This window comes from Streptococcus sobrinus DSM 20742 = ATCC 33478, from assembly GCF_000686605.1.
Classification (GTDB): domain Bacteria; phylum Bacillota; class Bacilli; order Lactobacillales; family Streptococcaceae; genus Streptococcus; species Streptococcus sobrinus.
The window spans coordinates 1-18,101 of the sequence record NZ_JMLC01000003.1; the positions used below are offsets into that span (position 1 = coordinate 1).

At 42.3% G+C, this 18,101-nt stretch carries 16 protein-coding genes; 9 read left to right on the plus strand and 7 right to left on the minus strand.

Annotation, left to right across the window (positions count from 1 at the left end; translation table 11 throughout):
- The first annotated feature begins 341 nt into the window (after positions 1–341).
- The 5 genes from BS63_RS0101930 (at position 342) to BS63_RS0101950 (ending at position 5,535) form a co-directional block, all read left to right on the plus strand.
- Entirely contained in the window at positions 342–866 is a 525-nt protein-coding gene (locus tag BS63_RS0101930) for a DUF6287 domain-containing protein (protein WP_002959657.1), read from the plus strand.
- 244 nt (positions 867–1,110) lie between these two features.
- Positions 1,111–2,133 carry an N-acetyl-gamma-glutamyl-phosphate reductase gene (gene argC / locus BS63_RS0101935; protein WP_002959656.1) on the plus strand — a complete coding sequence of 341 codons (1,023 nt, stop codon included), beginning with the start codon at positions 1,111–1,113 and terminating at the stop codon, positions 2,131–2,133.
- Positions 2,134–2,206: 73 nt separating this feature from the next.
- Positions 2,207–3,400, plus strand: a complete 1,194-nt coding sequence (gene argJ, locus BS63_RS0101940; protein WP_002959655.1) for a bifunctional glutamate N-acetyltransferase/amino-acid acetyltransferase ArgJ — start codon at positions 2,207–2,209, stop codon at positions 3,398–3,400.
- Positions 3,401–3,620: 220 nt separating this feature from the next.
- Positions 3,621–4,355 carry an acetylglutamate kinase gene (argB, locus tag BS63_RS0101945; protein ID WP_002962442.1) on the plus strand — a complete coding sequence of 245 codons (735 nt, stop codon included), beginning with the start codon at positions 3,621–3,623 and terminating at the stop codon, positions 4,353–4,355.
- Between the two features lie 49 nt (positions 4,356–4,404).
- Entirely contained in the window at positions 4,405–5,535 is a 1,131-nt protein-coding gene (locus tag BS63_RS0101950; protein ID WP_002962440.1) for an acetylornithine transaminase, read from the plus strand.
- Between the two features lie 239 nt (positions 5,536–5,774).
- On the opposite strand, the gene BS63_RS1000000111610 is transcribed toward BS63_RS0101950, so the two are convergent.
- From BS63_RS1000000111610 to nrdH, 6 genes are all read right to left on the minus strand, one after another.
- Positions 5,775–5,936: a bacteriocin class II family protein gene (locus BS63_RS1000000111610; protein ID WP_002962438.1), complete on the minus strand. Its 162-nt coding sequence runs from the start codon at positions 5,934–5,936 to the stop codon at positions 5,775–5,777.
- 254 nt (positions 5,937–6,190) lie between these two features.
- Positions 6,191–6,886 (minus strand): LrgB family protein, encoded by a 696-nt coding sequence (locus tag BS63_RS0101960; protein WP_028798409.1) that lies wholly within the window; start codon positions 6,884–6,886, stop codon positions 6,191–6,193.
- 3 nt (positions 6,887–6,889) lie between these two features.
- On the minus strand, positions 6,890–7,252 hold the full coding sequence (locus tag BS63_RS0101965; protein WP_002962434.1) for a CidA/LrgA family protein: 363 nt from the start codon (positions 7,250–7,252) through the stop codon (positions 6,890–6,892).
- Between the two features lie 160 nt (positions 7,253–7,412).
- Positions 7,413–8,372 carry a class 1b ribonucleoside-diphosphate reductase subunit beta gene (nrdF, locus tag BS63_RS0101970; protein ID WP_019768892.1) on the minus strand — a complete coding sequence of 320 codons (960 nt, stop codon included), beginning with the start codon at positions 8,370–8,372 and terminating at the stop codon, positions 7,413–7,415.
- Between the two features lie 466 nt (positions 8,373–8,838).
- Positions 8,839–10,998 (minus strand): class 1b ribonucleoside-diphosphate reductase subunit alpha, encoded by a 2,160-nt coding sequence (gene nrdE / locus BS63_RS01000000110810; protein WP_002961319.1) that lies wholly within the window; start codon positions 10,996–10,998, stop codon positions 8,839–8,841.
- An 86-nt stretch (positions 10,999–11,084) separates the two neighbouring features.
- Entirely contained in the window at positions 11,085–11,309 is a 225-nt protein-coding gene (nrdH, locus tag BS63_RS0101985; RefSeq protein ID WP_002961320.1) for a glutaredoxin-like protein NrdH, read from the minus strand.
- Between the two features lie 517 nt (positions 11,310–11,826).
- Between nrdH and BS63_RS0101990 the strand changes: the two genes are divergently transcribed.
- From BS63_RS0101990 to BS63_RS0102000, 3 genes are all read left to right on the plus strand, one after another.
- Positions 11,827–12,090: a phosphocarrier protein HPr gene (locus BS63_RS0101990; RefSeq protein WP_002961321.1), complete on the plus strand. Its 264-nt coding sequence runs from the start codon at positions 11,827–11,829 to the stop codon at positions 12,088–12,090.
- Between the two features lie 4 nt (positions 12,091–12,094).
- Complete coding sequence (gene ptsP / locus BS63_RS0101995) at positions 12,095–13,828, plus strand: phosphoenolpyruvate--protein phosphotransferase (RefSeq protein ID WP_002961322.1); 1,734 nt, start codon at positions 12,095–12,097, stop codon at positions 13,826–13,828.
- A gap of 223 nt (positions 13,829–14,051) precedes the next feature.
- The gene (locus tag BS63_RS0102000; RefSeq protein ID WP_019768890.1) at positions 14,052–15,482 is read left to right on the plus strand and encodes an NADP-dependent glyceraldehyde-3-phosphate dehydrogenase; all 1,431 of its coding nucleotides are present in this window, start codon (positions 14,052–14,054) and stop codon (positions 15,480–15,482) included.
- A 107-nt stretch (positions 15,483–15,589) separates the two neighbouring features.
- On the opposite strand, the gene BS63_RS0102005 is transcribed toward BS63_RS0102000, so the two are convergent.
- The gene (locus tag BS63_RS0102005; protein ID WP_019768889.1) at positions 15,590–16,348 is read right to left on the minus strand and encodes a glucosaminidase domain-containing protein; all 759 of its coding nucleotides are present in this window, start codon (positions 16,346–16,348) and stop codon (positions 15,590–15,592) included.
- 950 nt (positions 16,349–17,298) lie between these two features.
- Between BS63_RS0102005 and BS63_RS0102010 the strand changes: the two genes are divergently transcribed.
- Positions 17,299–18,033 (plus strand): PHP domain-containing protein, encoded by a 735-nt coding sequence (locus tag BS63_RS0102010; protein ID WP_002962970.1) that lies wholly within the window; start codon positions 17,299–17,301, stop codon positions 18,031–18,033.
- Positions 18,034–18,101 lie beyond the last annotated feature (68 nt).

Here is an 18,101-nt window from a genome sequence, read left to right on the forward strand (position 1 = left end):
TCTGCTAGTGTTAACTGTTTCCCTTTTGGTGTATAATAGTCTTGCATCTCAGAGTCCTTCTAATTGTTGTTGTGGTGATTACAATTATATCTCTCTGAGGTGTTTTTTTATACCCTTGTGCTGGCTAACTTCATTTTAGAACTTTCAGTCTTTTTAAATTCAAAAATTTTTCAAAAAAATATTTTAATACTACTTGTCAAACCAAGAAATAGATGGTAGAATAATTTCTGCATTTGCGGGAGAGAGAAAAAACAGGAGGATAGTATTTTAATACTATTCTCCTGCCTGGAAACTTCTCTGAAACACTAGATATAGTATTTGAAGTTTGGGGGTGACACAAGATGTTGGTGAAGATGTCAAGTGTGCTAAAAGGGAGTAAAGAAAAGAACAAAAATCTAAGATTTGATTTGCAACTTGCTCTACTAATTACTATTGGTATTTTGATTGCTTTCGCTTTGGGAGCAATCGAGCATAAGGTAAGTTCAGATACATCTTCTTCAGAACATCCTGTTGCCCAGACTACTGGCAAAATTTTGCCTTTAGATGTTAGTGGTGTCTTGAATGGCGATTATTCAAGTGTGGTAGGTACCTGGAAAGGTGAGTCTGGTGCTAGTATCACCTTTGATACAGCAGGTCAAGTCACTTACAAAACAAAAAAGGGTAAGACCAGTAAAGGTCAAATTTATAATGCTCGTCTCTTGGACGGACGGTTGGAAGCCCAATTTCAAATCAAAGGCGGAGATGTCGTCAGCATCTTCCTTGTTCCGACTGGCACAGCAAGTAAATATGAAAACCAAACCTATCGGTCTGATGCTGTTCTCGTGAATTCCAAGACTTCAGATGATAAACATCCCTTTTACAGATAATTATGCTTTCCCATTTTTGAGTTAATGAGCGTATCGTTCATTAACTCTTTTTCTATTTCGGAAGGTAAAAAAATTAATACCCAAGAAAATATCAAGATTTAAACTTTGATTTTCATCAACTGTAATTAGAATAGAAAGAAAATTATTATTTATGCATAAAATCGTTTTTTTACGAAAAAACCTTGACATTTATACAATATTCTTTTAGAATAATCACATATTTATTCATAGCGAGGTAAAATACATGAAAGTAGCAATTGTCGGTGTAACAGGTTATAGCGGACTGGAATTAGTTCGTCTCCTGGCCCAACACAGCCAAGTCCAAGTAGCATCCGTCCATGCTACAAAAGAAATTGGCCAGAAGCTATCAGACCTCTATCCCCATCTAAATGGTATTTGTGATTTGCAGCTTGAAGAATTTCAAGCTTTGAATATTATACAAAATACAGACCTAGTCTTCTTTGCCACCCCTAGCGGCGTTGCCAAGGAGGCGTCAGAAGTCTTTGTCCAACATGATTTCCCCATGATTGACCTCTCGGGGGACCATCGTTTGCCAGCTGCGGTCTATGAAAAATGGTATGGCAAGAAGCCAGCTAGCCCTGCTGTTTTGGATAAATTCACCTATTCTTTGGCAGAATTTGCTAATGACAAACTGGGAAAATTTATCTCAAATCCTGGCTGCTATGCGACAGCGACAGAACTGGCTTTGATTCCACTCATGACTTGGGATAAGGTTGATTTGGATTCCATCATTGTTGATGCCAAGAGTGGTCTGACTGGAGCTGGAAAGAAGTTGGCTGAGTCCAGTCACTTTGTCAATGTCCATGATAATTATATGACCTATAAGGTCAATAAACACCAGCATATTCCTGAAATTGTCCAAGAGTTAAAGAAATTTAATCCTAATTTCCAACATCTGCAATTTTCAACCTCCCTCCTGCCTATCAATCGGGGCATTATGGCTACGGCCTATATCAAGTTGACGGCAGATGTCAGCCAGAAGAAAATCAAGCAATGTTACCAGGAATTTTATGGAGACAAACCTTTTGTTCGACTGCAGGCGGGCCTGCCTAACTTACACGATGTTCTTGGTTCGAACTTCACGGATATCGGCTTTGCCTATAATCCGGTAACTAAGATTTTAACCGTGGTTTCTGTCCTTGATAATTTGGTCAAGGGAGCTGCCGGCCAAGCTATTCAGAATATGAATTTGGCCTTCGGCTTTGCAGAAACAGATGGACTATTATCAGGACCGAACTACTTGTAAGAAGAGGATAAAAAGAGATGTTTCGCCAAGGCGAAAACTTCTAGCACACTTACGCGTTCATAAGGAGAAAATGATGGAAATTCTTGATGGAAATATTGCTAGCCCACTGGGCTTTTCAGCAGATGGCCTACATGCTGGTTTTAAAAAGCGGAAGATGGATTTTGGCTGGATTGTTTCAGAATGTCCAGCTAGTGTGGCTGGAGTCTATACCACCAATAAGGTAATTGCGGCCCCTCTGATTGCCACCAAGCAATCGGTGGAAAAGGCTGGACAGATGCAGGCTATCGTTGTCAATTCTGGCATAGCCAATTCCTGCACTGGCGTTCAGGGTCTGGATGATGCCTGGGAAATGCAAAAATTAACGGCTGAAAAATTAGGCCTGGCCCCTAAACTGGTTGGGGTTGCTTCGACCGGTCTTATCGGTGAGCTCCTACCTATGGATACCTTGAAGACAGGTCTTTCTAAGATTGTCGTGAACGGGAATGCGGATGATTTCGCCAAGGCTATCCTAACAACTGACACTCATACTAAGACGGTAGTTGTCCGCCAAGATTTTGGTCGGGACACGGTCACCATGGCTGGTGTCGCCAAGGGTTCAGGCATGATTCACCCCAATATGGCTACCATGCTGGGCTTCATCACCTGCGATGCCAATATTTCAAGCAGCACCTTGCAAAAAGCCTTGTCCAATAAGGTTGAAACCACCTTTAATCAAATTACAGTTGACGGCGATACCTCGACCAATGATATGGTTCTGGTCATGGCTAATGCTTGTGCCAAGAATGAAGAAATTCTGCCAGATACTCCTGAGTTTGATCAATTTCTTGCCATGTTGGAATATGTCATGGCTGACCTGGCCAAGCAAATTGCTCAAGATGGTGAAGGGGCCACCAAGCTTATCCAGGTTGACGTGGAAGGTGTAGCAAGGGCACTAGATGCTCGAATGTTGGCCAAGTCAGTTGTTGGGTCCAGCCTAGTTAAGACAGCTATTTTCGGTGAAGATCCCAATTGGGGTCGGATTCTAGCAGCTCTGGGCTATGCAGGCGTTGACATTCCCGTTGATAATATTGATATTTATCTGGGCCATCTGCCCGTTATGTTGGCTTCCAGTCCTGTCACTTTTGATAGTGAGGAAATGGATGAGATTATGCAGGCGGATGAAATTCAGATTAAGGTTGATGTCCATGCTGGTAATCAATCCGGTCGGGCTTGGGGCTGTGATCTCTCCTATGATTACGTAAAAATCAATGCCCTCTATCGGACCTGATGGCAGAGTTTATAAACTACTTAGTGTACTTGAGATTTTCTATGGAAAATCTCGTAGTAAAACGAGAACTATGCTATTTTGTGAGACTGCTCAATTGAACACGCCAACAACTCCGTGAAAAAAGACGAAATCACCTAGATGCTGTTCGCATCTTCGGTTCTTTCGCTATTTTTCTTTGAGTTGTTTAACGGCTTAGTATCTTAATCAAGAAAGGAACCCTATGTCAGATACAATCGTTATTAAAATTGGTGGTCGGGCCAGCCAGCACTTGTCTCAAGAATTTTTGGAACAGGTGGAGGCTTGGCAAGCCCAGGAAAAATCCTTGGTCATCGTCCATGGGGGTGGCTATGCCATTAATCAGCTCATGGAAGCGGCCCAGATTCCTGTCAAAAAGATTGATGGGCTAAGGGTGACTGACCAGGAGTCTTTGAAGTTGGTCCAACAGGCTCTCATTGAGATTGTTGGGAAAACCATTCATGCCAGCTTGACTCAGGCTGGTCTGCCTAGTCAGCAGCTGGTAGACCAGTTGCCAGACCTGGTTGAAGCGCAATTCTTGGATCAGTCCAAGTACGGTTATGTCGGCCATGTCAGCCAGATTCATGAGCAAGTCTTAGCCCCCCTCTTGGAGCAGGGAGTGATTCCCTTGATTCCCTCTTTGGGTTATCAGGATGGCCAGACTTTACTTAATATCAATGCTGACTACCTAGCAACAGGCTTAGCTGTCGCCTTGCAGGCGGAAAAATTAATTCTCATGACCGATGTTCCCGGTGTCAAAGAAAATGGCCAGGTTTTGTCCAGACTGAAAATTGGGGAGATTCCTGAGAAGATTGAGCAGGGCATTATCACCGGTGGCATGGTTCCCAAGCTAAAGAGTGCAGCCCAAACAGTTCGAGCCGGTGTTAAGCAAGTCTTGATTGGTGACAATTTGACTAGCGGTAGCCTGATTGAAGCCTGATAAGGTAATAGAAGAAAGATAAGAAAGCAGCAGCCAGCTGGAGGTTAAAATGACGAAACTATTTTCAAATTATAAGCGAGCAGACATTGAATTTGTCAAAGCCCAGGGCAATGAATTGATAGATAGCCAGGGCAAGCATTACCTAGATTTTTCAACAGGGATTGGGGTAACCAATCTTGGTTTCCACCCTCAGGTCAAGGCTGCCTTGGAAAATCAGGTTCAACAGATTTGGCACAGCCCCAATCTCTATCAAAATAGCCTGCAGGAAGAAGTAGCCCAAAAATTAATCGGTGATTACGACTATCTGGCCTTCTTCTGTAACAGCGGGGCGGAAGCCAATGAAGCAGCCATTAAGATTGCCCGTAAGTCTAGTGGCAAGCAGGGCATTATCACCTTTGAAAATTCCTTCCATGGTCGGACCTTTGGCTCCATGTCAGCCACCGGTCAGGATAAGATTAAGACTGGTTTCGGGGATGCCGTTCCTCATTTCACTTACGCCAAATTCAATAACCTAGCCTCTGTCAAGGCTCTGGCTAATGAAGAAACAGCTGCTGTCATGCTGGAAATGGTTCAGGGAGAATCCGGCGTTCTCCCAGCTGACCAAGGTTTCGTCCAAGATTTAGCGGTCTTTTGTCAGGAAAAAGGGATTTATCTGATTGTTGACGAGGTGCAAACGGGTATGGGGCGGACTGGTAAGCTCTTTTCCTTTGAACATTATGGCATTGTTCCCGACATCGTCACCTTGGCTAAAGGCCTAGCCAATGGTGTTCCCGTTGGGGCCATGCTGGCGAAATCAGCCCTTAGTCCGGCCTTTTCTTACGGTAGCCACGGTTCGACCTTTGGCGGTAATAAATTAGCCATGTCCGCCAGTTCAGCCGTTCTTGATGTCATGATCGCACCCGGTTTTCTCGAGCAGGCCTGGGAAAATGGAAATTACCTCCAAGACCAATTGAAAAAGGCCTTAGGAGATAATCCCAAGGTCAGCGATATTCGTGGTCTCGGTTATATGATTGGCATCCAGACGACTGAGAATCTGGCGGACCTGGTTCAAGCTGCCCGTGACCAGGGACTGATTGTCCTGACAGCTGGTAGCGATGTCATCAGACTCCTGCCCCCTCTGACTCTGAGCAAGGAAGAAATTGATCAGGGCGTGGCCATTTTGTCTCAAGTATTTGCCTAATCGAAGATTCCTGTTAAAATGACTTTTCCATTTCATAGTTGCCGAACGAAATGGACTAAAAAGATAAAAACTAGTGATGAATTTATCATCGCTAGTTTTTCTAATCAAGTTTTTTTGTCAAGTAATGAAGGACAGGCATCGCAGACTGAAAACAACTCTACTGACATAATGAAAAGAGCGCTTGGAATACTTTCCGAACACTTCTGCAATGTCAATAGAATTGTTAAGGAATCGGGGAATTACAAATATCTATCAAGAATCCAATGATTGATAGGAGGATCATCCAGATAGTAAACCTCTCTATATAAAGGGCCACCTATGTAGTCCCCGTCCCCACCTTCCACAGTAGCCAATGCTTGGCTGTCCATGGTGTTAAATTGTTCAAATGTTTTTGAATTCATAAGATCAACTCCTTCGTTTTTTTGATAGATTTCCTATCTGACAAAGTTAGTGTCAAATATTTTTTTTAGTTTGTGTACCCAAAAAGATTGAAGTTAGAGGGAAATAATGACTTTGTTAAATAAAAAATCTTTGAGGAATTTTAATTCAAAAATTCTTTCAAATGAAAATAAATTAGAGTAAACCTTATGATAATCATTAAATAGAAGTGGACCTGACTCAGTATGTCGCAGCAGTACTTCGCTACCTCGTAAATTTATTTCAAAATTAACTGGGCAACAATCGGGCTGATAATAACATACATGACACCAGTAATCCCAATGGCCAGTCCTGCCATGGCCCCCTGAATTTGACCATATTTGAGAGCGGCACCGGTTCCGATAGCGTGACCAGTTCCCCCCAGAGCCAGCCCGAAGGCAATTGGGTCCTTAATTTTGAAGGCCTTGAGCACGGATGGACCGATAACACTGGTTAGAATTCCTGTCATAACCACGACAGCCAAGGTCAGGGTTGTGAGTCCGCCCATCTTTTGGCTGATACCGATAGCCATGGCTGTTGTAACTGATTTGGGAAAGAGAGAAATTGAAAAGAAGAAATCAAGACCAAAGGCTTTAGCAATAAGAGCCGTATAGATGGTATTGACCAAAGTAGCAATCCCAGTTCCCAAAAGAATACTGCGGTAGTGGTGCTTCATCAGGGGAAAATTCCGATAGAGAGGAATAGCCAGGGCCACAGTCGAGGGAACAATCAAGGAATTGAGATAGACCCCGCCCTTGTAATAATCGGCATAGGAAATTCCCGTCAGCTTCAAAAAGACAATGAGAACGGCTGTTGCCATCAGAAGAGGAGTAGTTACCGGATGGGGAAAGCGACGGAAAATTAGCAGGCCAATCAAATAGGCAAAGATTGACAGAGAAAGGCCGAAAATAGGATTAGTATAGATAGCAGACATGACTCACTCCTTATAATCCCCTTCAAAGTGATTCTTTATCCAGGAAACGACAAAACCAATAGTCAAGAGATTCAAAATCAGAGCTCCAACGGTAATAATCAGAATGGGCAAGATATTAGGAATGATGACATTGAAGTATTGCATAATCCCGACACCGGCAGGCAGGAAAAGAATAGTCATATTATTGAGCAAAAATTTTCCCACAGTATAGATATGTCGCAGCCTCACCAGTTTTAATTCTAGGGCGATAAAGAGCAGGATTAGACCGATAATGCTCCCGGGGACCGGCAGCTTAAAGACTGTTGAGATAATTTCTCCGACCAGTGAAAACATGAGAATAATCATAAACTGGACATATAATTTCATAGAAGACTCCCATCCAAAAATCTAATGTTACAACCAGTTTACTACTATGAAAATATAATGCAAGATAGTAAAACGCTTTCAAAAAGATTGAAAATATTTTTGATTCCGGTCTGGGCAAAATAAAACCTCCCTAGATTTCTAGGAAGGTTAAGATGAAAATTTAGAGACCGTAATTGTAATCATCATCCTGCATGGCTTCAACAGTACCCAAGAGATAACCGTTTCCGACTTGTGAGAAGAAGTCGTGGTTAGAGGTTCCGGTTGAAATCCCATTCATGACGATAGGGTTGACATCATCGGCCGTATCAGGGAAAAGCGGGTCCTGACCAAGGTTCATAAGGGCCTTGTTGGCATTGTAACGCAGGAAGGTCATAACTTCATCCGTCCAGCCTACTGTGTCATAGAGGGTCTTGGTGTAGAGCTCCTCATTTTCATAGAGTTGGTAGAGCAGGTCATACATCCAATCACGGAAGTCAGCCTGTTCTTTTTCGGACAATTCATTGAAGCCCAGTTGGAACTTATAGCCAATATAGGTTCCGTGGACAGATTCGTCCCGAATAATCAGCTTGATAATTTCCGCCACATTGGACAATTTGTTATTGCCCAAGTAGTAGAGGGGCGTGAAGAAGCCTGAGTAGAATAGGAAGGTTTCAAGGAAGGTAGAGGCTACCTTCTTTTGGAGAGCACCACCGTGCAGGTAGATTTCATTGATAATTTCAGCCTTCTTTTGCAGGTATTCATTATTGTTGGTCCACTCAAAGATTTCCTCAATCTCAGACTTGGTGTTGAGGGTTGAAAAGATGGAAGAATAGGACTTGGCATGGACAGATTCCATGAATTGAATATTATTGAGGACGGCTTCCTCATGTTGGGTACGAATATCGCCACGGATGGCTTCAACCCCAGTTTGGGATTGCATGGTATCCAAGAGGGTCAGGCCACCAAAGACCTTACCGACCAAATCTTTTTCAGCCTCTGACAGTTTACGCCAGTCATCCAAGTCGTTGGACAAGGGAATCCGCGTATCCAGCCAGAATTGCTCGGTCAACTTTTCCCAAGTTGACTTATCAATCACATCTTCAATTTCATTCCAGTTAATGGCTTTATAGTAAGTTGTCATAATAGTATTTCCTAAAAAATTTGTCTAGATTACTTGTCTATTTTTCATTGCTTGTCGGGACGAGTGTCAGGGGCTCTTCTCATCAGCCTTGGATTCATTAGCGGTTTCATACTCAATAAATATCAAGCGTTTATTTTTGATATTTTCTTAGGTAGTGCGGACGGAAGCAACCTCCTCACGGAGTTTCATTCCTAAGATTGAGCCAAAATCTCAATCTTCCGTTATAAGTGACATTAACTGTGTCACTTATAATACCACTACGGCGAAAATATCAGGTTAATCTAACTTCTTTTACGATTGACTACGAAAAAATAGTGCATACTGCACATATAGATTGGTAGTATTGATTTAGTCTCAGGCTTACCGGTACTGCGAGATCACGACAGGGAATAAAAATCGCAAATAATGAGATTCCTATAGAGTTAGAGTAGCAAGGAAAAATCCTATGGGACTTTCCCTAGTTTTATTAGATTACGCAGCTCTCACACTGGTTAGCCCCAACTTCATCGCCGTTATCGGTGAAGGTCCGGACATAGTAGATGGACTTGATGCCCTTATTGAAGGCGTAGTTGCGCAGGATAGATAGGTCACGGGTGGTCTGTTTGTTTTCGGTCTTCCATTCGTAGAGGCCTTGTGGCAATTCGCTGCGCATAAAGAGGGTCAGCGATAGGCCTTGGTCCACGTGTTGGGTCGCAGCAGCATAGACATCAATGACCTTACGCATATCCATATCGTAAGCTGAGGTGTAGTAAGGAATGGTATCGGTTGAAAGGCCACTAGCTGGGTAGTAGATCTTACCGATTTTCTTTTCTTGGCGTTCTTCGATCCTTTGGATAATTGGGTGGATTGAAGCCGACACATCATTGATGTAAGAAATAGAACCATTTGGTGCAACCGCCAGGCGGTTTTGGTGGTAGAGACCATCCTTCATAACAGCCTGACGCAGGGCTTCCCAGTCTTTTGCTTGCGGAATAAAGTGCTTGGCAAAGAGTTCCTTGACTTTAGCAGATTTAGGTTGGAATTGACCGGTCACATACTTGTCGAAATAAGTACCATCCGCATATTTAGACTTTTCAAAGCCGACGAAACTTTCGCCACGTTCACGAGCAATATTGTTAGATTCCACAAGAGTCCAGTAGTTCATCAGCATGAAATAAATATCGGTGAACTCAATTGATTCAGGACTACCGTATTCAATGTGATTGCGGGCCAAGAAGGAATGAAGCCCCATGGCACCTAAACCAAATGTATGGGCTTGGGCATTACCATTCTTAATGGTTGGCACAGCCTCAATATTTGAAGAGTCGGTGACAAAGGTCAGAGCCCTTGTAATAGCCTTGATTGAGCGACCAAAGTCAGGAGAAGCCATCATGTTAACGATATTGGTTGAACCCAAGTTACAGGAAATATCGGTTCCCATTTTGACAAATTCTTGGGCATCGTTAATCAAGCTAGGTTTTTGTACCTGGAGGATTTCCGAACAGAGGTTGGACATAACAATCTTACCATCAATGGGATTAGAGCGATTTGCCGTATCAACATTGACAATGTAAGGATAGCCAGATTCCTGTTGCAGTTTGGAAATTTCTGTCTCCAATTCGCGGGCAGAAATCTTGGTCTTGGTGATATTAGGGTTGGCCACCAGCTCATCATATTTTTCCGTAATATTGATGTAGTTGTAAGGCAGGCCGTATTCCTTCTCAACCGTATAAGGGCTAAAGAGGTACATGTCCTCATTCTTACGGGCCAATTCGTAGAATTTATCAGGAACAGTTACACCCAAGGAAAGGGTCTTAACTCGGACCTTTTCATCGGCATTTTCCTTCTTAGTTGAAAGGAAGTTGAGAATATCTGGGTGGAAGACATCCAGATAAACAACCCCAGCCCCTTGACGTTGGCCCAGTTGGTTAGAGTAGGAGAAGCTATCTTCAAAAAGCTTCATGATAGGTACAACTCCAGAAGCTGCTCCTGCATAGCCCTTGATAGGAGCTCCGGCTTCCCGCAGGTTGCTGAGGGAAATCCCAACCCCACCACCGATACGAGACAGCTGCAGGGCAGAGTTGATGGAGCGACCAATCGCATTCATATCATCAGTCACCTGAATCAAGAAACAAGAAACCAGTTCCCCCCGACGGCTGCGACCGGCATTTAGGAAGGAAGGGGTTGCTGGTTGGTAGCGTTGAGCAATCATTTCCCGAGCCAAATCTTGGGCCAAGTCTTCATTGCCATCTGCGAAATAGAGGGCGTTGAAGAGAACCCGATCTTCGATACTTTCTAAGTAGGCCTCACCATCATTGGTTTTGAGGGCATATTGCTGATAGAATTTGTAGGCCGCCATAAAGGATTGAAAGTGGAAATCGGCAGCCTGCAAATCCTTAGCTAGACTTTCAATAAATTCTGGCTTGTACTTAGCGATAAATTCAGATTCAATATAGTCATTCTCAACCAGAAATTTGATTTTATCAGTAATAGAATCAAAGGCCATGGAGTTAGGAAGGACATTTTCCTTGAAGAAGGCTTCAAGGGCTTCCTTATCCTTATTAAGAGGGATTTGTCCATCGACGGGACGATTGATTTCATTGTTGAGGCGGAAGTAGGAGACATCGCCTAAATCTTTGAGACTCATAATTTTTCCTTCTTTATTATTTATTGGGGATAATTGCCTAAGAAGAACCAAGCTCAATGCTGAGCTTGGCCATTTATATTATTAGGTTAGACGATTTCTTTCAATTTTGCAGGTTGGAAGCCTGAGAAAGTTATATCGCCAGCCTCTATAACAGGAGCAGCAGTGAAACCTAGACTTTTAACGTAGTCAATTTTTTCTGGATGCTCGTCAATATTAATTTCTTGATATTCGGCACCATTTTGATCCAAAAATTTCTTGGTCATCTTACATTGCATACAGTTGTTTTTTGAAAATAATGTGATTTGTGACATTGTTCTCTCCTCAAATTTAATACCTACATAGGATACCCAAATCAGCTAAAAAAATCAAGCGATTTTGCTCGAAAAACACAATATTTTGTGTTTAAAAAAGGTTAATCCCCAATATGTTGTGGTTGGTTTTAGGGATTAAAATATCAGTGAGAAAACTAGAGCTAGCAAGGGATGGAAGAAACTTGGGAACAAAAAAATTTTCCTTCCATGTAAATTAAAAAAGGTCAACTCCAATTTAAAAACTATTAGAAAAAATATTGCAATAGATACTTTTTCTCAATTTAAAAGACGAGTCACCTTGGACATCAAAAGTAGAATTTTAATCTAATAAAGGGTACCGATTTTTCCCATTATTTCCTGAAAACTTGGCCTGAAATATTTAGGAAAAGGGTTTCATTTTTTTATGTAAAGTTGGGTTAAGTCTTGAAAACGAGAGGGTGATATGATATAATCCTAATTTGTAAGGGTTATCATAAGATAATCCAAAATATTTACATTAGAAAAAAGGAGAACCATTATGGCTTCTAAAGATTTCCACATTGTTGCAGAAACAGGTATCCACGCTCGCCCAGCTACTTTGCTTGTTCAAACAGCTAGCAAATTCGCTTCAGATATTACTTTGGATTACAAGGGTAAATCAGTAAACCTTAAATCAATCATGGGCGTTATGAGCCTTGGTGTTGGTCAAGGTGCTGATGTTACAATTTCAGCTGAAGGTACTGATGCAGACGATGCAATTGCAGCTATTAACGAAACAATGACAAAAGAAGGATTGGCTTAAGACTATGACAGAAATGCTAAAAGGAATCGCAGCATCTGATGGTGTTGCTGTTGCTAAGGCATATCTACTGGTTCAGCCGGATTTATCATTTGAGACTGTATCCGTTAAAGATACAGATACAGAAGAGGCTCGTCTGGACGCAGCTCTGGCAGCGTCACAAGACGAGCTTTCTCTTATCCGGGAAAAAGCAGTTGATAGCCTTGGAGAAGAAGCTGCAGCCGTATTTGATGCCCACTTGATGGTTTTGGCTGACCCAGAAATGATTGGTCAAATTAAAGAAACCATCCGTGCAAAAGAAGTGAATGCAGAAGCCGCCTTGATAGAAGTGACTGATATGTTCATCACTATTTTTGAAGGCATGGAAGATAATCCTTACATGCAAGAACGGGCAGCCGACATTCGTGACGTAACCAAACGTGTTTTGGCAAACCTGCTCGGTAAGAAGTTACCAAACCCAGCTTCCATTGACGAAGAATCAATCGTTATTGCCAACGACTTGACGCCTTCAGATACTGCGCAGTTGGATAAGAAGTTTGTTAAGGCTTTTGTAACTAACATTGGCGGTCGGACTTCTCACTCAGCTATTATGGCTCGTACTCTGGAAATTGCTGCTGTACTCGGTACCAACAATGTGACCGAAGTGGTCAAAAACGGAGATATAGTTGCCGTTAACGGTATTACCGGTCAAGTCATCGTTAACCCAAGTGATGACCAGGTTGCCGAATTTAAGGCCGCTGGCGAAGCCTACGCTAAGCAAAAAGCTGAATGGGCTCTTCTGAAAGATGCTGATACAGTGACCGCTGACGGCAAACACTTTGAGTTGGCTGCTAATATCGGTACGCCCAAGGATGTCGAAGGCGTTAACGACAATGGGGCGGAAGCAGTCGGCCTTTACCGCACAGAATTCTTGTATATGGATTCGCAAGATTTTCCAACTGAAGAAGATCAATACGAAGCCTACAAGGCTGTTCTCGAAGGTATGAACGGTAAACCAGTTGTTGTCCGTACAATGGATATCGGAGGTGATAAGGAATTACCATACTTTGATCTTCCAAAGGAAATGAACCCATTCTTGGGATACCGCGCTTTGCGTATTTCTATTTCTGAAACTGGAAACCAAATGTTCCGCACCCAATTGCGGGCTCTTCTCCGTGCTTCTGTTCACGGTCAATTGCGGATCATGTTTCCAATGGTTGCCTTGCTGACAGAATTCCGCAAGGCTAAGGGTATTCTCGAAGAAGAGAAGGCTAAACTACAGGCCGAAGGTGTTGCTGTAGCTGATAATATTGAAGTTGGAATCATGATTGAAATCCCAGCCGCAGCTATGCTTGCTGATCAGTTTGCCAAGGAAGTTGACTTCTTCTCAATCGGTACTAACGACTTGATTCAATACACCATGGCTGCTGACCGTATGAATGAACAGGTTTCATACCTCTATCAACCCTATAACCCATCAATTCTTCGTCTTATTGACCGTGTTGTCAAATCAGCACACGCAGAAGGCAAATGGGCTGGTATGTGTGGTGAAATGGCTGGAGACCAAACAGCTGTGCCGCTCTTGGTGGGTATCGGACTTGATGAATTCTCAATGTCTGCGACATCCGTGCTTCGGACTCGTAGCTTGATGAAGAAATTAGATACTAAGAAGATGGAAGAATTAGCACAGCGTGCTTTGACAGAATGTTCTACTATGGAAGAAGTTCTGAAACTTGAAAAAGAATATGTCGATTTTGACTGATTCATAGATAAAAGCTAGGGGGAGCTCTAGCTTTTTTGTTAAACTTGAATAAGAGAAAATGGCAGTTTCTCGGATTATTCGCAACTTTTCGTTTGTAAACTAGTCTATAAAGCCCTATTGGAAGGATCAGATTTCAAAATATTCAGATTATTAACATATCAGATATTGGAAAATTGATTAAAAAGTGATAGAATAGGTCTATCATAAGTAAAAGGAGAACTAGATGACGAAGCAATACAAAAACTATGTCAATGGTGAATGGAAGTTATCTCATGAAGATATTACAATCTATGAGCCTGCGACTGGCAAAGAATTGGGTACTGTACCAGCTATGAGCCATGAGGAAGTTGATTACGTTTATGAATCAGCTAAAGCTGCTCTTCCAGAATGGCGAGCACTTTCCTATATCGAGCGGGCAGCTTACATTCATAAGGCAGCTGACATTTTGGAACGTGACGCTGAAAAAATTGGATCCATCCTTTCCAAAGAAATTGCTAAGGGATTGAAATCAGCTATTGGAGAAGTAACTCGGACAGCAGAAATTGTAAATTTTGCTGCTGAAGAAGGTGTTCGTGCTGAAGGTGAAGTTCTTGAAGGCGGCAGTTTCGATGCAGCTAGCAAGCGCAAAATTGCAGTTGTCCGCCGTGAACCAGTCGGTCTGGTTTTGGCTATTTCACCATTTAACTACCCAGTAAACTTGGCTGGTTCTAAGATTGCTCCTGCCCTGATTTCAGGGAATGTTGTTGCCTTTAAGCCACCAACGCAGGGATCAATTTCTGGATTGCTTTTGGCTGAAGCTTTTGCCGAAGCTGGTTTGCCTGCTGGTGTTTTCAACACCATCACTGGTCGTGGTTCTGTTATTGGGGACTACATTGTTGAACATGAAGCGGTTGATTTTATCAACTTTACAGGTTCAACACCAGTTGGTGAAAATATCGGTAAATTAGCTGGTATGCGTCCAATCATGCTGGAACTCGGTGGTAAAGATGCTGCTATCGTTTTGGAAGATGCTGATCTAGAATTAACAGCTAGCAACATCGTTGCTGGGGCCTTTGGTTACTCAGGTCAACGTTGTACTGCCGTTAAGCGTGTCCTCGTAATGGATAGTGTTGCTGACCAGTTGACTAAACTGGTTACCGAAAAAGTTGAAAAACTTTCTGTTGGTATGCCAGAAGACGATGCTGACATCACGCCATTAATTGACACTAAAGCCGCTGATTATGTAGATGGCTTAATCCAAGATGCAGCTGATAAGGGTGCAGTAGCCACAACCCCAATCAAGCGGGAAGGCAATACTATCTACCCAACTGTCTTTGATAAGGTGACAACTGATATGCGTTTGGCATGGGAAGAACCATTTGGTCCTGTTCTGCCAATTATCCGTGTCAACTCAGTTGAAGAAGCTGTTGGAATTGCCAATAAATCTGAATACGGTTTGCAGTCTTCTGTCTTTACCCAAAACTTCCCATTAGCCCTTAAAATTGCGGAACAATTGGAAGTTGGTACTGTTCACATTAACAATAAAACTCAACGTGGTACCGATAACTTCCCATTCTTGGGAGCTAAAAAATCTGGTGCTGGTGTTCAAGGGGTTAAATATTCTATCCATGCCATGACAAATGTTAAGTCTGTTGTTTTCGACATTGCGAAATAAACGAAGCACAAAAAAGAGCTTTTCTTAGGAAGAGCTCTTTTTCAATCTAAAATTTCATGTTTCCAATTTAAGTTAGTAAATAAATCTGTTGGCCTCCCTAGGCAGGTCTAGTTGGTCAGTTGACCTTTAGCCCAGTTATTGTCTGACTTAAGGGTTTGGATGTCGGTATAGGCCATACGATAGACATTGTAGACTTGGCCAGGTTTGTAGGGATTGATAGGCTGGTCATAGTCAGTCAGATGGTAAAGTTTGATAAGACGATTGAGCTTGGCATTATAGCTGGTATCGGTCGCATACCGTCCTGTCAGGGCCTGGGTTGCCTCTTGATAATTAGTTGTGTTGGATTTTCTAGCATCCGCATAGAGATTTTTGCTGAGTATATCAGCATAATCCTCTAGCGACTCTTTATAAGAGGGGTATTTGCGAAAGGCTGCATTAATCTTATAGGTATTGCCCTTACCATCATCTTCCCAGGTTTGGAAGCTAGCAGAGTTCCCCTTGTAATTTCCCTTGATGCCAAAGAGATTATAATTGGGTTCAGAGCCCAATTTAGAAGTACCGTGGTTGCTTTCCAAGATGGCCTGAGCAATCATGACTGAAGCATAGAGGTCATTTTCCTGAGCGATACTTCTAGCATCTTCACCGATGTTATTGATAAAGTAAAGAACGGCGACTTCTCTATCGTCTTGACGGCTTTTAGGTGGCTGGGTATCAATAATGGTCATTCGGCTGTATAAGCCATAGCTCAGAAAAAGAAAGATGGCTAGAATGAGAATCAGAGTAAGGGTGAAAGATTTACGATTTTTCTTTTTTACCTTAAAGAGTCTTTTAAAAAGGCTTGGGAAAGATTTCTTCTTTTTAGCCATGTCTGCTTCCTTTCCATAAGATACTAAGCCGTTAAACAACTCAAAGAATTTTAGGGAAATCAACGCAGGTGCTTGCACCTAAGTGATTCATCTAAATTCACAGAGTTGTAGGCGTATTCAATTCAATCAGTTAAGGAAATAGGCCATTAAAATGGCTCTATTTCCTACGGCAAGCACTATGGTGTCTTGCTTAAACTTCTTACTAAGTTGGATAAGCGACCATTATCGGCTCGCTTATCCAACTGTCGCAAACGTTAAGGAAACAGTCCATTAAAATGGCTCTATTTCCTACGGCAAGCACTATGGTGGTTCGCCTAAACATCTCACTAAGTCAGAAAATCGAGCATTATCGACTCAATTTTCTGACTGTCGCAAACGATACCACGGAGCAAAGCCGTCTTCTTGTCCATACAAGAGCTGGCTAACTTCAATCAGCCAGTATTTTCGACTGGCTGGTTCTCGTGTCGCTAAGCCGTTAAGCAACTCATAGGGTTAAAAAGGTCTGGGAGACCTTTTTAACCCGAACCTGAAAATAGAAGAGTGAGGTTGAAATCAACGCAGGTGCTTGCGCCTAGGTGATTTCATCTAAATTCACAGACTTGTAGGCGTGTTCAATTCCTAACTCATTGGCTTAAACCTTTAGAAACTAGTATAGCATAGATGAAGGAATTACGGTGGCCAAAAAGGAGGAAGAAAGTTAAAATTATACTGCAGGGACCTTGGTCAAATATGATAAAATGGAAATACCTAATCGTCACGGATAAAGTTACTCTTTTGATGCTTTTTTAAGAGTGACTACGAAAGCTACTATTTTGAGTTTTCTATATTTCTGACTAACTTAGATCAGGCAATTTTATCGACTTGTCTTATCCACGGATCAAGTCAAGCCCATTATTTCCAATTTGAACGATCGGTTACCTATTAAAGACTGTCGCAAAAGGAGGTCTTATATGCGAGATAATCACCTACACACCTATTTTTCCTATGATTCCCAGGCTAAATTCGAAGACTATCTGGCTACCTATCCTGGAGAAATCGTGACAACCGAACATTTTGATTTGTCCAACCCCTATACGAAAAAGGATGATGCTCCTGATTATGCTGCCTACAGTCGGGAAATTGAGCGACTCAATCAACTTTACGGTAATCGCATTAAACGTGGCATCGAGATTGGCTATTACCAGCCTCGGGAAGCAGATATTTTAGCCTACTTGGCAGATAAGGACTATGACCTCAAGCTGCTGTCGGTTCATCACAATGGTCAAAACGATTATCTGGATGATGAGATAGCAGAGCGTGATAGGGATGAGGTTATTTCTGAGTACCTGGATTTACTCGAGGCTGCCATTGGACGGGTGGATGCTCATGTCTTGGCCCACTTTGATTATGGCTTTCGGCTCTTTGAGCTTAGTCCTGCTGACTTGCAGATTTATGAACCACAACTGATTGCTATTTTCCAAAAGATGATCAAGAACGACTTGGCTTTCGAACTAAATAGCAAGTCTATGTATCTTTATCATCACGAGGATCTTTATCGCTATGCCTTGGGTCTGGTAAAAAGATTGGGCTGCCAAAAGTACTCCCTAGGTTCTGATGGCCACAAGCTAGAACATTTTCGCCTAAATTTTAAACAATTGGAAGGCCTCTTAACCGAGTTTGATATCGGCTTAGACCAACTGATCTGATGGGCTTAATACTGGAGAAAAATCTGGGTAAATCTTTAAATGCCTAGTGATTTGTGGTAGAATAAGGG

Bases quoted from the DNA above. Each gene is read 5' to 3' on its own strand.
- BS63_RS0101930 (WP_002959657.1), top strand. From the start codon at position 342: ATGTTGGTGAAGATGTCAAGTGTGCTAAAAGGGAGTAAAGAAAAGAAC.
- argC (WP_002959656.1), top strand. From the start codon at position 1,111: ATGAAAGTAGCAATTGTCGGTGTAACAGGTTATAGCGGACTGGAATTA.
- argJ (WP_002959655.1), top strand. From the start codon at position 2,207: ATGGAAATTCTTGATGGAAATATTGCTAGCCCACTGGGCTTTTCAGCA.
- argB (WP_002962442.1), top strand. From the start codon at position 3,621: ATGTCAGATACAATCGTTATTAAAATTGGTGGTCGGGCCAGCCAGCAC.
- BS63_RS0101950 (WP_002962440.1), top strand. From the start codon at position 4,405: ATGACGAAACTATTTTCAAATTATAAGCGAGCAGACATTGAATTTGTC.
- BS63_RS1000000111610 (WP_002962438.1), bottom strand. From the start codon at position 5,936: ATGAATTCAAAAACATTTGAACAATTTAACACCATGGACAGCCAAGCA.
- BS63_RS0101960 (WP_028798409.1), bottom strand. From the start codon at position 6,886: ATGTCTGCTATCTATACTAATCCTATTTTCGGCCTTTCTCTGTCAATC.
- BS63_RS0101965 (WP_002962434.1), bottom strand. From the start codon at position 7,252: ATGAAATTATATGTCCAGTTTATGATTATTCTCATGTTTTCACTGGTC.
- nrdF (WP_019768892.1), bottom strand. From the start codon at position 8,372: ATGACAACTTACTATAAAGCCATTAACTGGAATGAAATTGAAGATGTG.
- nrdE (WP_002961319.1), bottom strand. From the start codon at position 10,998: ATGAGTCTCAAAGATTTAGGCGATGTCTCCTACTTCCGCCTCAACAAT.
- nrdH (WP_002961320.1), bottom strand. From the start codon at position 11,309: ATGTCACAAATCACATTATTTTCAAAAAACAACTGTATGCAATGTAAG.
- BS63_RS0101990 (WP_002961321.1), top strand. From the start codon at position 11,827: ATGGCTTCTAAAGATTTCCACATTGTTGCAGAAACAGGTATCCACGCT.
- ptsP (WP_002961322.1), top strand. From the start codon at position 12,095: ATGACAGAAATGCTAAAAGGAATCGCAGCATCTGATGGTGTTGCTGTT.
- BS63_RS0102000 (WP_019768890.1), top strand. From the start codon at position 14,052: ATGACGAAGCAATACAAAAACTATGTCAATGGTGAATGGAAGTTATCT.
- BS63_RS0102005 (WP_019768889.1), bottom strand. From the start codon at position 16,348: ATGGCTAAAAAGAAGAAATCTTTCCCAAGCCTTTTTAAAAGACTCTTT.
- BS63_RS0102010 (WP_002962970.1), top strand. From the start codon at position 17,299: ATGCGAGATAATCACCTACACACCTATTTTTCCTATGATTCCCAGGCT.